Source organism: Parasphingorhabdus sp. W113, from assembly GCF_055693205.1.
Genome location: NZ_CM146328.1, coordinates 2,405,005 through 2,417,624 on the forward strand (window position 1 = coordinate 2,405,005; position 12,620 = coordinate 2,417,624).

General features: G+C 57.8%; 12 protein-coding genes. 3 read left to right on the plus strand and 9 right to left on the minus strand.

From position 1 onward, the window contains the following. Positions 1 to 15: 15 nt before the first annotated feature. Positions 16 to 945 (plus strand): phytoene/squalene synthase family protein, encoded by a 930-nt coding sequence (locus tag ACZ1GS_RS11595; RefSeq protein WP_472695343.1) that lies wholly within the window; start codon positions 16 to 18, stop codon positions 943 to 945. Here ACZ1GS_RS11595 and ACZ1GS_RS11600 read toward each other — a convergent pair. The 3 genes from ACZ1GS_RS11600 to ACZ1GS_RS11610 all read right to left on the minus strand — a co-directional run bounded on the left by ACZ1GS_RS11600 (position 942) and on the right by ACZ1GS_RS11610 (position 3,652). Next, positions 942 to 1,730 carry a 3'(2'),5'-bisphosphate nucleotidase CysQ gene (locus ACZ1GS_RS11600; protein ID WP_472695344.1) on the minus strand — a complete coding sequence of 263 codons (789 nt, stop codon included), beginning with the start codon at positions 1,728 to 1,730 and terminating at the stop codon, positions 942 to 944. The two genes, ACZ1GS_RS11595 and ACZ1GS_RS11600, sit on opposite strands and share 4 nt — an antisense overlap. A gap of 95 nt (positions 1,731 to 1,825) precedes the next feature. Beyond that, positions 1,826 to 3,172, minus strand: coding sequence for a TldD/PmbA family protein (locus ACZ1GS_RS11605; RefSeq protein WP_472698127.1), 1,347 nt, complete (start codon positions 3,170 to 3,172; stop codon positions 1,826 to 1,828). 84 nt (positions 3,173 to 3,256) lie between these two features. Next, positions 3,257 to 3,652, minus strand: coding sequence for a hypothetical protein (locus ACZ1GS_RS11610; protein ID WP_472695345.1), 396 nt, complete (start codon positions 3,650 to 3,652; stop codon positions 3,257 to 3,259). Positions 3,653 to 3,855: 203 nt separating this feature from the next. Here ACZ1GS_RS11610 and ACZ1GS_RS11615 point away from each other — a divergent pair, with 203 nt between their 5' ends. Continuing rightward, positions 3,856 to 5,148 carry an NADH:flavin oxidoreductase/NADH oxidase family protein gene (locus ACZ1GS_RS11615; protein WP_472695346.1) on the plus strand — a complete coding sequence of 431 codons (1,293 nt, stop codon included), beginning with the start codon at positions 3,856 to 3,858 and terminating at the stop codon, positions 5,146 to 5,148. 105 nt (positions 5,149 to 5,253) lie between these two features. On the opposite strand, the gene ACZ1GS_RS11620 is transcribed toward ACZ1GS_RS11615, so the two are convergent. From ACZ1GS_RS11620 to ACZ1GS_RS11645, 6 genes are all read right to left on the minus strand, one after another. Then, complete coding sequence (locus ACZ1GS_RS11620) at positions 5,254 to 6,948, minus strand: long-chain-fatty-acid--CoA ligase (protein WP_472695347.1); 1,695 nt, start codon at positions 6,946 to 6,948, stop codon at positions 5,254 to 5,256. Positions 6,949 to 7,025: 77 nt separating this feature from the next. After that, on the minus strand, positions 7,026 to 8,141 hold the full coding sequence (locus ACZ1GS_RS11625) for an MBL fold metallo-hydrolase (RefSeq protein ID WP_472695348.1): 1,116 nt from the start codon (positions 8,139 to 8,141) through the stop codon (positions 7,026 to 7,028). Positions 8,142 to 8,253: 112 nt separating this feature from the next. Beyond that, positions 8,254 to 8,937, minus strand: a complete 684-nt coding sequence (locus ACZ1GS_RS11630; protein ID WP_472698128.1) for a cell cycle transcriptional regulator TrcR — start codon at positions 8,935 to 8,937, stop codon at positions 8,254 to 8,256. Positions 8,938 to 9,085: 148 nt separating this feature from the next. After that, the gene (locus ACZ1GS_RS11635; protein ID WP_472695349.1) at positions 9,086 to 10,150 is read right to left on the minus strand and encodes a glycosyltransferase family 4 protein; all 1,065 of its coding nucleotides are present in this window, start codon (positions 10,148 to 10,150) and stop codon (positions 9,086 to 9,088) included. Beyond that, positions 10,147 to 11,076, minus strand: a complete 930-nt coding sequence (locus ACZ1GS_RS11640) for a UDP-2,3-diacylglucosamine diphosphatase (protein WP_472695350.1) — start codon at positions 11,074 to 11,076, stop codon at positions 10,147 to 10,149. Before ACZ1GS_RS11640 ends, ACZ1GS_RS11635 begins: the two co-directional genes overlap by 4 nt. Positions 11,077 to 11,261: 185 nt before the next feature. Further along, positions 11,262 to 12,272 carry an NAD(P)H-quinone oxidoreductase gene (locus ACZ1GS_RS11645; protein ID WP_472695351.1) on the minus strand — a complete coding sequence of 337 codons (1,011 nt, stop codon included), beginning with the start codon at positions 12,270 to 12,272 and terminating at the stop codon, positions 11,262 to 11,264. Positions 12,273 to 12,410: 138 nt separating this feature from the next. On the opposite strand from ACZ1GS_RS11645, the gene ACZ1GS_RS11650 reads away from it, so the two are divergent. After that, positions 12,411 to 12,611 (plus strand): DUF1192 domain-containing protein, encoded by a 201-nt coding sequence (locus tag ACZ1GS_RS11650; RefSeq protein WP_472695352.1) that lies wholly within the window; start codon positions 12,411 to 12,413, stop codon positions 12,609 to 12,611. Positions 12,612 to 12,620: the final 9 nt, after the last annotated feature.

Consider the following 12,620-nt stretch of genomic DNA (forward strand, 5'->3'; position numbering starts at 1 on the left):
CGCTCGCCTGCTGCCATGAACCGCGCCAATCTCGTGCTCCATGCCCAGCGCAGCATTGACAAGGGATCCCGTTCCTTTGCGCTGGCCTCGAAGCTGTTCCGGCGTCAGACGCGGGAACGGGTGTGGCTGCTCTACGCCTGGTGCCGCGAATGTGATGATCTGGTCGATGGCCAGAACCATGGTCACGGCCAGTCCGCCGTCCCCGATCCCAAGCGAACCGTGGCCGCGGTCCGCATGCTTACCAAAAGGGTCATGGGCGGCGAACAAACCGGCAAACCCGCCTTTGACGCAATGGGCGTGGTAGCCGAGGAATGCCGATTACCGGAGCCGCTGGCGATGGACGTCATTGACGGCTTCGCCCTCGATGCCAGGGAATGGCGGCCGCAGACCGAAAATGATCTCTACCAATATTGCTATCATGTTGCCGGCGCCGTCGGTGGCTTAATGGCCATTGTCATGGGCGTGGGCCCGCGCGACGATGAAACGCTCGACCGCGCCTGCGATCTGGGTCTGGCGTTTCAATTGTCCAATATCGCCCGGGACGTTGCAGAAGATGCGGAAGCCGGCCGGTGCTATTTGCCCAAAGACTGGCTCGCCGAGATGCGGATTGATCCGCTCGATGTGATGGACCCTGCGCGACGGGACGCGCTCATCCTGTTGGTCGACCGGCTTTGTGACCTGTCCGAACATTATGAAGCCTCAGCCCGGATCGGCGCGGCCAAGCTGCCTTTTCGATCGCGTTGGGCGGTGTTGGCGGCGGCCGGGATTTACGGGGATATCGCCCGTGCCGTGCGAAAGAGTGCCGGCGGTTCCCTCGAGCACCGGATCGTCACCAGCAAAGCCGCCAAAACGGCATGGGTGGCAAAAGCCTTTGGCCAGGCCTTGTGGAAACCAAAATGGGTCGATCGCGATCAACTCTGGACCCGTCCGCGGCGGCCGGCCTAGCGCTGTCCCTCATTCTCGGACAGAAATTTGGCGACCCGGGCCACCGCATCCTCGTGAATTCCGGCAGAGGTGCACAACACACCGAAGGCCTGTCCGTGGGTTCCATTATACCGAAGCGTCTGACCATGGGCATCGGTAACCATCGCGCCGGCCTCTTCGGCAATAACATGCGCCGCGGCAATATCCCATTCACTCCCCCAGCGTGTCGACACGACAAGATCCGCGCGATCATCGGCAACCATCGCGAGACGCAAGGCAATGCTGTTGGGTTTGAACACTGGCGTGAGATCAATATGGTCCGGCAACTCTTCGACCGGCAATCGCGCACCATTGTAACGCATGCACTGACTGGCCTTTAGTGGCTTGCCATTGACTTCGGTATGGCTACCCGCCTTGGCGGTCCAGATTTCGTCCATCGCCGGCGCGTTGAGGATGCCGAATATCGGCGCGCCATTTTGCACCAGGGCCACTGATATACACCAGCCGGGCTTGCCCTTTACAAAATCCTTGGTGCCATCGATCGGATCCACCACCCAGGCCATTTCACGCCCGGACAGAGATTTGTCTTCAGCGGTTTCTTCTGACAGCCATCCGGCGTCGGGCAACTGGGCCTCGAGCCGTTCGCGGAGAAAGCGATCGACGGCCAAGTCGGCTTCGCTGACAATCTGTCCGGGTGATTTTTCCCATGTCTTTTCTGCGTTTTTGCCGGCCTGCCATTGCTGCATGGCGAGATCGCCAGCTTCTCTGGCAATCGTAACGATCTGATCAAAATCAACCTCAGCCACGGCCGCTCTCCCCGTTCCTATCGGACCAGTTGCGGCAGAGTAACGACCGATCCTTCGACAGGCGCGAGCGAGTGGCGGCGAGAGACTCTATCCGTCTATCCACCAGCGACCGTCATGGCGTCTGTTCGCAAGGTCGGCGCGTTGATCGCATAGCGATAGTCGAGATCATCCGCCGGGATCAGGCTTGCGAACATGTCTTTCAAATTGCCGGCAATGGTGATTTCAGAAACCGGCGCGCCAATTTGCCCATCGGTGATCAGGAACCCGCCTGCGCCGCGGCTATAGTCGCCGGTGACGGGATTGACGCCCTGTCCGATCAACTCGGTAATATAAACGCCATGTTTGATGTCGGCAATCAGCGCCGCCTTGCTGACCGTACCGGCATTCATGTGCAGATTGGTGACACTGACCCCCGGCGCGCCGCCGACCCCACGCGAAGCGTGGCCCGTGGGCTGAAGCCCCAATTGGCGCGCGGAGGCACTTTCCATGATCCAGCCGGTCAGGCGTCCGTTGTCGATCAGCTTGGTCTTGGCGGTGGGCAAGCCTTCGCCATCAAAAGCCTTGGAGCGCAGCCCCCGCTTGCGATGCGGGCAATCGATAAGATTGATCGCGCTGTCAAACACCTGGCTATCCAGCGCGTCGAGCAGAAAACTGGTTTTGCGCGCGATGCTGCTGCCGGCAATTGCGCCAACGAAATGGCCGAGCAAGCTATTGCTGACGCGGGGATCAAACACCACCGGCATGGCCCCGGATTGAAATTCCACCGGATTGAGCCGGGACACCGCTCGCTCTCCCGCTTCCCGGCCGATCGTCTCGGGTCGGTCGAGATCTTCGAGATGCCGCGTGCTGTGATAGGCATAATCGCGTTCCATACCGTCGCCCTCGCCAGCGATAACACTGGCCGATACGCTGTAGCCGCTGGTCGAATAAGCGCCCGAGAAGCCATGGCTGGTGGCAAGTGCAACAATGCTGCGCCCCGCGCTGGCACCGCCGCCTTCGCTGTTCGTCACCCCAGAGACCGCCCGTGCGGCATCTTCTGCAGCCAGCGCCATCTCCCGCAAGGCCGCCGGATCCGGGTCAACGCCATCATCACCGTCAATCGGATGGGGTGCGGATTTCAGGATCAGCTCTTCGGGGGCGAGACCCGCATATTTATCTTCCGGCGCTTCGCGCGCCATATCGAGAGCGCGGCCGACCAAATTAGCCAAAATCTGGGGATCCATATCGGATGAGGATACCGTGGCCGAGCGGCTGCCGGCGAATACCCGCAAACCGATTTCTTCGCCTTCCGACCGTTCGACATCCTCAAGATTGCCCAACCGCATCGACACCTGGGTCGCGGCATCGCAGACATAGATCGCGTCAGCGGCATCGGCACCGGCTTGTTTGGCTTGGGAGATCAGGGCGTCGGCGCGGTCTTGCGCTTCTTCGGGCTTTAACATGGGCGCAGACATAGGAGCGCCCTGCCCCAAGGTCAACGCTGATCGCGGATCATTTCGCCAGACAAACCGGCGAAATCCTGTGGTTTAGAAAATGAAACTGGCGGCTTGAATGATGCCGACAAAAACAAACGGCAGGCCCAATGCAAGCAACCATAAAACAATCTGGTCGCGGCGGAAACGGGCGGCAATGCTCTGTTCGGTGAGATGGCTGGTTTCCATCGTTTCCCAGCGCTTTTCAAATTTGCGGCAAAAGGGAATGATCACGGCGACGAGCAGAACGAGCCCAAAATAGGGCGCAATAGACATGCCCTTGGTCTGGATGAAACTGAGAACGAAAAAGATTTGTGCCATCGTATAGACGAGCAACGCGGTAGCGCAATTATTGCTCATTTTCTTGTTCCACTGCACCGGACGAGCGATATCGCTATCGCCAAAATCGCGATGCTTGGTAACCGATTTCCGTGATGCTGATGCAACCATATCCTATTTCCCTTTCAGATATCTCTCGTCGCCGCCGGATGTGCTCTCCCGCTGACGGTATGATTACTATACCGTAAAAATTGAAAAAGCCAAATTGCCCCAATTTCGGTCTTTTACGTGGTTAAGAGCAGCAAATTGCTTGCATTTTCTGGGGAATCGGACAGAATCAGTTTCTAATCGCAATGTAAAAACGGAACTGTTTCATGACCCTTTCTCTCGCCGATCCGATCGCCCTGCCCTGTGGCGCGACTTTAACCAACCGGATCAGCAAGGGAGCGATGACCGAAGGCTTGGCGACACCCGATGGGTTGCCGACCGCCGAGCTCGAGCGGCTCTACGGCATCTGGTCTGATGGCGGTGCCGGGATGTTGTTGAGCGGCAACATCCAGATTGACCGAGATCATCTCGAACGCCCCGGCAATGTCGTCATTGATAAACCGGCCGATGCCGCGATGATGGCGGCGCTCAAAAGCTGGGCGTCCGAGGCGACCCGCAACGGCAACCATTTCTGGGCCCAGATCAGTCATGCCGGGCGCCAGACGCAGGCCAATGTCAATCCGCACCCCAAGGCGCCATCGGCGGTCAAACTGGGCTTGCCGGGCGGACAATTTGGCGAACCGGTGGCCTTGACCACAGCAGAAATCGAACAGCTGGTCGACCGCTTCGCCCTTGCCGCGAAAACCTGCCAGGACGCCGGCTTCACTGGCGTGCAAATCCATAGTGCGCATGGCTATCTGTTGAGCAGCTTCCTGAGCCCACGCGCCAACCAGCGCACCGATGCCTACGGCGGCAGCCTCGAAAACCGCGCGCGCTTCCTGCTCGCCGTGATCAGCAAGGCGCGAGCTGCGGTCGGGCCGGATTTTCCGATTTCGGTAAAGCTCAACAGTGCTGATTTCCAGAAAGGCGGCTTCGCTTTTGAAGACAGCCTGCAAGTCGTGCAATGGCTTGAGGCGGCGAGCGTTGACCTCATCGAGATCTCCGGTGGGACCTATGAACAGCCCGCCCTGATGGGCGCTGATGGCATGGAAGAAAAAGAAGAGCAGAATGTTGCGCCGTCAACCAAGGCGCGCGAGGCCTATTTTGTCGACTTTGCGAAGGCGATGCAGGATTCGGTCGCGGTGCCGTTGATGGTCACCGGCGGGTTCCGCACCCGTGCGGCGATGAACCAGGCGCTGACCAACGGGGCAGCAGATGTTATCGGGCTCGGACGCCCGATGTGCGTGATGACCGATGCCCCTGCCCAACTGCTCGAAGGCCTCGATGCGCTCCCGCGTTTCGAGGACGAATTGCAACTCGTTCCCGACTGGCTGGGCTTTCTCAAACGCTTTCAGATGGTCAAGGCCGTCGACGGCTTCGCAACCATTTACTGGTTTTACGAGCAGCTGTTCCATATCGGGCACAGCGGCAAAACCGACCCCGATCTCTCGGTTTTCAAGGCCTTTCGCGCCGTTGAAGCGCGGAACAAACAGATTCTGGTCGGCCGCAGCAAGACTTAGGCGATCTCGGCTGATGATCCGCAATCGGAACATTGTGAACCGCACCGCATAACGATCACCGCCGCCGGTTGATTCCAGACGGTGCTCGATCGAACGGCGACAACGTCAGGACAGTTCTTCAGCGCGCAATGTCTTGCGATCCAGTTTACCGATCATGGTTTTCGGGAGGCTCTCGCGGACGACCACATCGATCACGCGTTCATGCTTGCCAAGCTTCGGGTTCAGCCACTCCTTCAACATCTTGCCGTCGATATCCGCGCCCTCTTCAAGCGCGACAAAGGCTTTGGGGCTTTCCCCGCGATAATCATCCGGCACGCCAATCACCAGCGCTTCCTTCACCGCTTCATGCGCGTAGAGCACCTCTTCCACCTGGCTGGGAAATACCTTGAATCCACCGACCGCAATCATGTCCTTCAGCCGGTCGACAATCTTGATATAGCCATCATCATCGATCTGGGCGACGTCTCCGGTTCTTAGAAATCCGTCGATAAATACTTCGTCATCCGCTTCGGGTAAGTTCCAGTAACCCTGCATGACCTGCGGTCCGGAAAAAATAAGCTCACCCGGTTCGCCTTTCGGAACCTCCTTGGACGGGTCTTCCTTGTCGACCAATTTCACCAGGGTGCCGGGTACCGGATGACCAATGGTCCCGGTTTTGTTCAGTCCGGAATAAGGGTTCGCGCTGACCACACCGGAACTTTCCGTCAATCCATAGCCTTCCACAAGCTTGGCCCCGGTCTTGGCCTCGAATTTCTTCTTCAGCTCGCCAGCCAGCGGCGCACCGCCGGAAACACAGACTTTCAGGGACGAGAAATTGGTCTTGTCGATATCCGGATGATCGAGCAGCGCCTGATACATGGTCGGCACCCCCGGCATTGCGGTAATCTGGTTGCGCGAAATCGCCTTCAGCGTCTGCTTGGCGTCAAAGCGCGGGAGCATGACAATTTCACCGCCGCGCTGCACCGTGCGGTTGAGTACCGCGCTATTGGCAAACACGTGAAAGAACGGCAGTACACCCATCAGGCGATCATCCTCGTCGACAAAGGGGTCGATTCGGTTGATCTGCCGGGCATTGGCGGTCAGATTCTGGTGGCTGAGCATGGCCCCTTTGGGCGTGCCCGTGGTGCCACCGGTATATTGCAGTAAGGCGATGTCCTTTTCCGGATGGATATTCGGAGCGACATATTTGCCGTCATTGTCGGTCAGATCCGCAAAGGGCGTAATGCGGTCATCATCTGGCTGCGGGCTGTTTTCCTTGCGCCGGAACAACCGATAAAAGAGCGCCTTGGCGCCCGGCAGAGCACCCGCCACGCTGCCCACGACCAGCCGTTCGAGGCTGGATTGCTGGAGAACCTCATAAGCCGTCGGAAAGAGCGCGGTTGCCGACAGGGTGAACAATATCTTGGTGCCGCTGTCTTCAACCTGATGATTGAGCTCTTCCACCGTATAGAGCGGCGAGAAATTCACCACCGTCGCGCCAATCGCCATCGCACCATAATAAGCGGTCACATAATGTGGAACATTGGGCAGAAACAACCCGACGCGGTCGCCTTTTTTGATCCCCAGATCCTGCAACCCCCGGGCCACACGGATGACCCCGGCAGCAACATCCGCATAGCTATATTTGCGGCCCATAAAGTCGAGCAGATTGGCTTCTCCCCGACGGCCCGCCGAATGAAAAAACATCGCGGGCATCGACAAGGGCGGGAAAAATTGATCCCAGTCGGTGGGATGATTGTAGCGCGATTTCCAGATCGGAATCACGTCATCAGGCGAAGCGGGTGCGGGGGCGTCAGTCATTGACATTGGTGTAAGTGAATAGACCGCCGCTGACAATCAAAATTGATAGGCCCCATTCGATTGCCCAGTGGCAAAGTCTAGCTGGCGCGATACCAGGCGGTGCCGTCTTTCACTTCGTGCAAGGCGCGGCCGGTATATTCGAGATGCCGCAGGGTCGCCATTGCTTCTCCTGTTGCCATGCCGATGACATCCGGCCCGATCGGCCGCGAAAAGAGCAACGGAAAACTATCCACCACCCGCATCGGTTTTTCCGCCAGCGCATCAGCGAGATCATCAAGCGCCTCGTTGTGGCGCAAGGCCAGCGTGTCCAATCGTTCATGTGCACCCTTGAACGGACGACCATGGGCGGGGAGTACGAGCAGGTTGGGATCAATCTCCTCGCGAAACCGCGCAATACTTTCCAGCCATTCCCCGAGCGGGTCGGCGGTTGGTTCGCTCATCATAACCGAGATATTCGAGGTGATCCGTGGCAAAATCTGATCACCCGAAATCATCACATGATTTTTATCGTCGATCAGACAGGCATGTTCCGGGGTATGGCCGCGCCCGATCATCACCCGCCAGCCATTGTCACCGATCCGCAGAAGATCGCCTTCATCCATCCGGATATGACCCAGCGGCATGCGCGACACCGCCTTGGCGAAGCGCCCCCAACCCGCCTTGATCTTGTCGGCGATCAGTTCTTCATCCCATCCGGCAAAGCGCCATTCGTCAATCGCTTCCTGGGGAACCTCGGCATCCGTGTCAGCGGTCAGCATCCGGGCAAGCAGCCACTCGGTCCGGTTCATATGCAGCGGCGCCTTGAACCGTTTCGCGAGCCAGCCCGCGCAGCCGACATGATCCGGGTGAAAATGGGTGACGACAATCTTGGTTGCGGTCTTGCCGTTCAAGCCGGTTTCAAACAGCCCTTTCCAGGCTTCAATGGCGGCCGGCATGAACAATCCGGTATCCACAATCGCAAAGCCGGTACTGCCATCGGGATGATAGTCGTCCAATATCCAGTTGTTGATATGGCCAAGCGGCCCGGGTACCGGAGTCCGGGTCCAGCCGATGCCTGGCATCAGTTCGAAATATTCACCGGTTTTGGGTTCGTAATCGCCCAGCGGATAGGTCAGTCCCTCCGCTTCGATCGGATCAAAGCCATGATCCGCAAGCGTTGCGTCATAAGCCGGAGGGGTGCGAGGAGCGTCCATCGTCAAACCATAGTCTGATCGCGGGGACCGGCGCAACCGGATTTAATCAGCTAATTAAAAGACCGTGTGGCATCTCCCAGTCGAGAGATGCCCCGATCCTTCCAAACCCCGTTCAGTCCTTGAACAGCGTTTCGGCGGTGAGATCTTCCGGTGCGATTTTCTCTTCGCCGGATTCCTCTGCCAGAGCGGCTTCCGCATCGCGCGCGGCCTGGGCCCGCTCTTCATGCAATTCGGCGATCAGGGCTTCTTTGTCGCCGCCAAGCTTCTTGTCTTCCGGCACTTCTGGCTCGATACCGGCCTTTTTCGCCGCCTTGGCAACCACCGCATCCAGCTCGCGCTGGGAACACAGGCCCAATGTCACCGGGTCTTTCGGGACGATATTGGCAATATTCCAATGTTCGCGATCGCGGATCGCGTTAATCGTCGTGCGGGTGGTACCGATCAGCTTGCCAACCTGGGCATCCGAAATTTCCGGATGATTGCGCAGCAACCAGGCAATACCATCGGGCTTGTCCTGCCGCTTGGAAACCGGAGTGTACCGCGGTCCTTTCGTCCGACGCACCTGATCGGGTCCTTTTTGCAACTTCATGCGATAGTCGGGATCACCTTCGGCCTTGGCAATCTCTTCATGGGTCAGTTCATGCGCCTGAACCGGATCGCGACCGGTATATTTCGAGCTCGCAAGGTCATCCGCCATGGCGTTGACTTCGAGGATATGGATCCCGCAAAATTCGGCAATCTGGTCAAAACTCAGACCCGTATTGTCGACCAGCCAGCTAGCGGTCGCATGCGGCATGAGAGGGGTGTTATTTTCCTGGGCCACGGCCTTTTCTCCATAAAATAAGGGCCGCCCCCTTGCGGAGACGGCCTTGGTGTTGAGCGCTTTGTAAGACAAATCGGCGCGGTCGGCAAGACAATTGCGTCATTCCGGCTGCGCGCTTCCATTAGGCTCGTGCAAATATGGCCTTGGCAACAAACCGCCGCGATAGACGAGCGGAATATGACGTGTCCACCGGCGCCAGGCCGTTGAGAAACTGACGCGCGCTGGCGGTCCAGCTAAACTGCGATGCGCGTTCAAGACAGGCCGCCGGGCTCAGCCCCAAAGCCCGGCCGATCGCCTGATCAAGGTCCGCGTGCATCGCACCGCAAGCGGAAGTCAGAATATCGACAGGCCCCGTCACCGGATAGGCCGCGACCGGCGTCCCGCAAGCGAGAGCCTCGATAATCACCAACCCAAAAGTATCAGTTTTACTTGGAAAAACAAAGACATCAGCGCCGACATAGCAGCCAGCCAACCGGCTTCCGGTCTGACGACCGAGAAAATGAACAGCCGGATAGCGACGGCGCAATTCGTTCAGCGCGGGGCCATCGCCAACAACCACCTTGCTGCCGGGATGATTACTATCAAGAAACGCCTCGATATTTTTCTCTATCGCAACCCGACCAACATAAAGCTGGATCGGCCGCGGCAATTCGTTGAACAGAGCCGGACGGGGCGCGTCCGGCGTAAAATCTGTCATGTCCACGCCACGGCTCCAGTGATGCACTTGACCCAGTCCCTCGCGCAGCAATTGTTGCCTGACGCTGCCCGTAGACACCATCACCGCACGGGATGGACCATGAAACCAGCGAATATAGGGCCAGAACAAACGCGGCGACAGCCGGGTTCGTTTCGCCAGATATTCCGGAAACTGGGTGTGGTAAGCTGTTGTATAAGCATGGGCATTTCTGAGGCACCAGCGGCGGGCAGACAGACAAAGCGGCCCTTCCGTTGCAAGATGGATGGCATCGGGTTCAAAAGCCGCGATCTGCCGACCAACCTCCCGGGCGCTCACCACGGCCAGTCGGATCTCGGGATAACTTGGCGCCGCTACCGTGCGAAACTGTTCTGGAGAAATCACCAGCAGTTGGTGTCCCCAGCCCCGCAATATATCCAGCACCGTGTCGAGCGTTCGCACGACGCCATTAACTTGTGGATGCCAGGCATCGGTGACCAGAACGATTCTCATGCCACTTCCGACGCCGATCGCTGACGGTTTTCAGAATCGGCTATGGTGAGCGTTGCCGTTTGCTTGCGACGAGTCTCGCGGGCTGCGATTTCCTGTGACCAGTGCAGAATTTCCATCGTGCCGTCATCGCATTCAACCAGCGCGGTGCAGCCTTCGACCCAATCGCCGTCATTATAATATTCCACACCCTTGATTGTCCGCATCTCGGCGGTGTGAATATGGCCGCAAACCACGCCATCGACGCCGCGGCTGCCCGCGGCCTTGGCAACCAGTTCTTCGAATTGCCAGATAAATTCGACGGCGTTTTTGACCTTGTGCTTGGCCATTTTCGAAAGCGACCAATAAGGCAATCCCAGGCGGTTGCGCACTTTGTTGACCAGCCAGTTCAGCCGCATCAGCGCGGTGTAAGCGGCGTCCCCGACAAAGGCGAGCCAGCGATGGGCCAGCATCACCGTATCAAATTCATCGCCATGCATGACCAGCAACCGGCGGCTATCGGCGGTCTCATGGATAGCATGACGTTTGATCTCGACGCCGCCGAAATTGAGTCCGGTAAACTGCCGAAACATCTCGTCATGATTGCCAGGGATGTAAATGATGCGCGTGTCCCGTTTGGCACGCTTCAATATGCGCCAGACAATGTCGTTATGACTATCGGGCCAGTAGAATTTTTTCTTCAGACGCCAGCCATCGATAATATCCCCCACCAGATAGAGAGTATCGCTATCGACATGGTCGAGAAAGTCGATCAGCATTTCGGCATTGCAGCCGCGCGTGCCAAGATGGATGTCGGAAATCCAGATCGTGCGATAGCGGGTGCGCTCGGTCGGATCGATCCTTGGCAACCGGTTCAATCGTGTGGCGTAGCGATCATGATCGAGCAGCGGTATGTTGGCCGGCGACAGCGGTGGAAATTGCTTGGACATTACAAACTCCCATGGTCCCTTTCCATGGGCCGTCTATAGGGTGGGTTTGTGACAGGATGATTCCCGTTTTGTGAACGTTTATTTACAGCAAAGGCTGGCCATATGCGGGCGGAACGTCCATCCCTCTATGACTTCACGGGAAGATACCGGAATAACGTCATCGCCGCGCGAGCTGACGCCACCACCTATTCGACCAGCAGAACAATCTTCCCGATATGATCGCCCGCTTCCATATGGGCATGGGCCTTGGCGGCATCGGCCAGCGGAAAAGTCTCGTCCATTACCGGACGAAGCTTGCCGGATTCCACCTCGGGCCAGACATAACGGTGCAGTTCGTCCGCCAGCAACGCTTTCCTGTCATTGGACTGTGGTCGCAAGGTTGAACCCGTCATCGTCAATCGCCGCATCATGATTTGCGCCATGTTGACGGTTGCGGACATTCCGCCTTGAACCGCTATCGTGACGTGCCGACCGTCTTCCTTCAAGCAGTTGAGGTTGCGCGGCACATAGTCTCCAGCCACCATATCGAGCACAATCTCGACGCCTTTGCCATCCGTGATCTTTTTGATCTCCTCGACAAAATCCTGTGTTTTGTAATTGATGGCATGATCTGCACCCAAGGATTTGGCGGCCGTGCATTTCTGATCGGATCCGCATGTCACGATGACATGCAGACCAAAAAGCTTGCCCAGTGAAATCGCCGTGGTGCCAATGCCGCTGGTGCCGCCATGCACGAGCACGGTTTCATCTTCGCGGGCAAAGGCGCGGTTGAACAAATTGCCCCAGACAGTGAACAAAGTCTCGGGCAAAGCCGCCGCCTCGGCCATCGTCAGCCCCTCTGGCACGCTCAGGCATTGTCCTGCGGGCGCGACACAATATTCCGCATAGCCGCCGCCATTGGTCAGCGCACAGACTGCACGGCCTATCCACTCGGGCTCAACGCCGGCACCCAGGGCAACTACAGTTCCGGCAACTTCCAGTCCGGGCAACGGGGATGCGCCAGGAGGGGCTGGATATAAACCCATGCGCTGAACAACATCGGGACGGTTGACCCCGGCGGCCGCCACTTTGATCAGCACTTCACCTTCAGCGGGTTGCGGCATCCCAACAGTCACCGGTTGTAGCACTTCCGGACCACCCGGCGTGCTGATGGCGACCGCGGTCATTTCCGATTGTAAGACTTGTGCCGCTGTCATGCTATTTCCTCATCCGACCCGAAAGACCCTGATGGCAGTGTCCAAACCCGCGATTTCCTCACCGGCCTTATTGACAGCAAAGCGCCACCGGTCAACATTACGGCGGCAAAAAACGGCAAAAAGCAGGAAAACAATTTCATGGATGAAGACGATAATCTTCCGCGCAACGCCAACGATCCCCTCGCGTTGGTCATCAAACAGGATCTCGACCCCTTGTCGGTCGATGAACTGGAAAACCGGATAAAATTGCTACAATCCGAAATAACGCGCTGTGAACAAAAGAAAAGCTTCGCTGTTTCACATCGCGCCACCGCCGATGACCTGTTCAAGAAAATATAAGGACTCGCC

Bases quoted from the DNA above. Each gene is read 5' to 3' on its own strand.
- ACZ1GS_RS11640 (WP_472695350.1), bottom strand. From the start codon at position 11,076: ATGTCCAAGCAATTTCCACCGCTGTCGCCGGCCAACATACCGCTGCTC.
- ACZ1GS_RS11630 (WP_472698128.1), bottom strand. From the start codon at position 8,937: ATGCCGCATGCGACCGCTAGCTGGCTGGTCGACAATACGGGTCTGAGT.
- ACZ1GS_RS11635 (WP_472695349.1), bottom strand. From the start codon at position 10,150: ATGAGAATCGTTCTGGTCACCGATGCCTGGCATCCACAAGTTAATGGC.
- ACZ1GS_RS11615 (WP_472695346.1), top strand. From the start codon at position 3,856: ATGACCCTTTCTCTCGCCGATCCGATCGCCCTGCCCTGTGGCGCGACT.
- ACZ1GS_RS11595 (WP_472695343.1), top strand. From the start codon at position 16: ATGAACCGCGCCAATCTCGTGCTCCATGCCCAGCGCAGCATTGACAAG.
- ACZ1GS_RS11650 (WP_472695352.1), top strand. From the start codon at position 12,411: ATGGATGAAGACGATAATCTTCCGCGCAACGCCAACGATCCCCTCGCG.
- ACZ1GS_RS11645 (WP_472695351.1), bottom strand. From the start codon at position 12,272: ATGACAGCGGCACAAGTCTTACAATCGGAAATGACCGCGGTCGCCATC.
- ACZ1GS_RS11625 (WP_472695348.1), bottom strand. From the start codon at position 8,141: ATGGACGCTCCTCGCACCCCTCCGGCTTATGACGCAACGCTTGCGGAT.
- ACZ1GS_RS11605 (WP_472698127.1), bottom strand. From the start codon at position 3,172: ATGTTAAAGCCCGAAGAAGCGCAAGACCGCGCCGACGCCCTGATCTCC.
- ACZ1GS_RS11610 (WP_472695345.1), bottom strand. From the start codon at position 3,652: ATGGTTGCATCAGCATCACGGAAATCGGTTACCAAGCATCGCGATTTT.
- ACZ1GS_RS11620 (WP_472695347.1), bottom strand. From the start codon at position 6,948: ATGACTGACGCCCCCGCACCCGCTTCGCCTGATGACGTGATTCCGATC.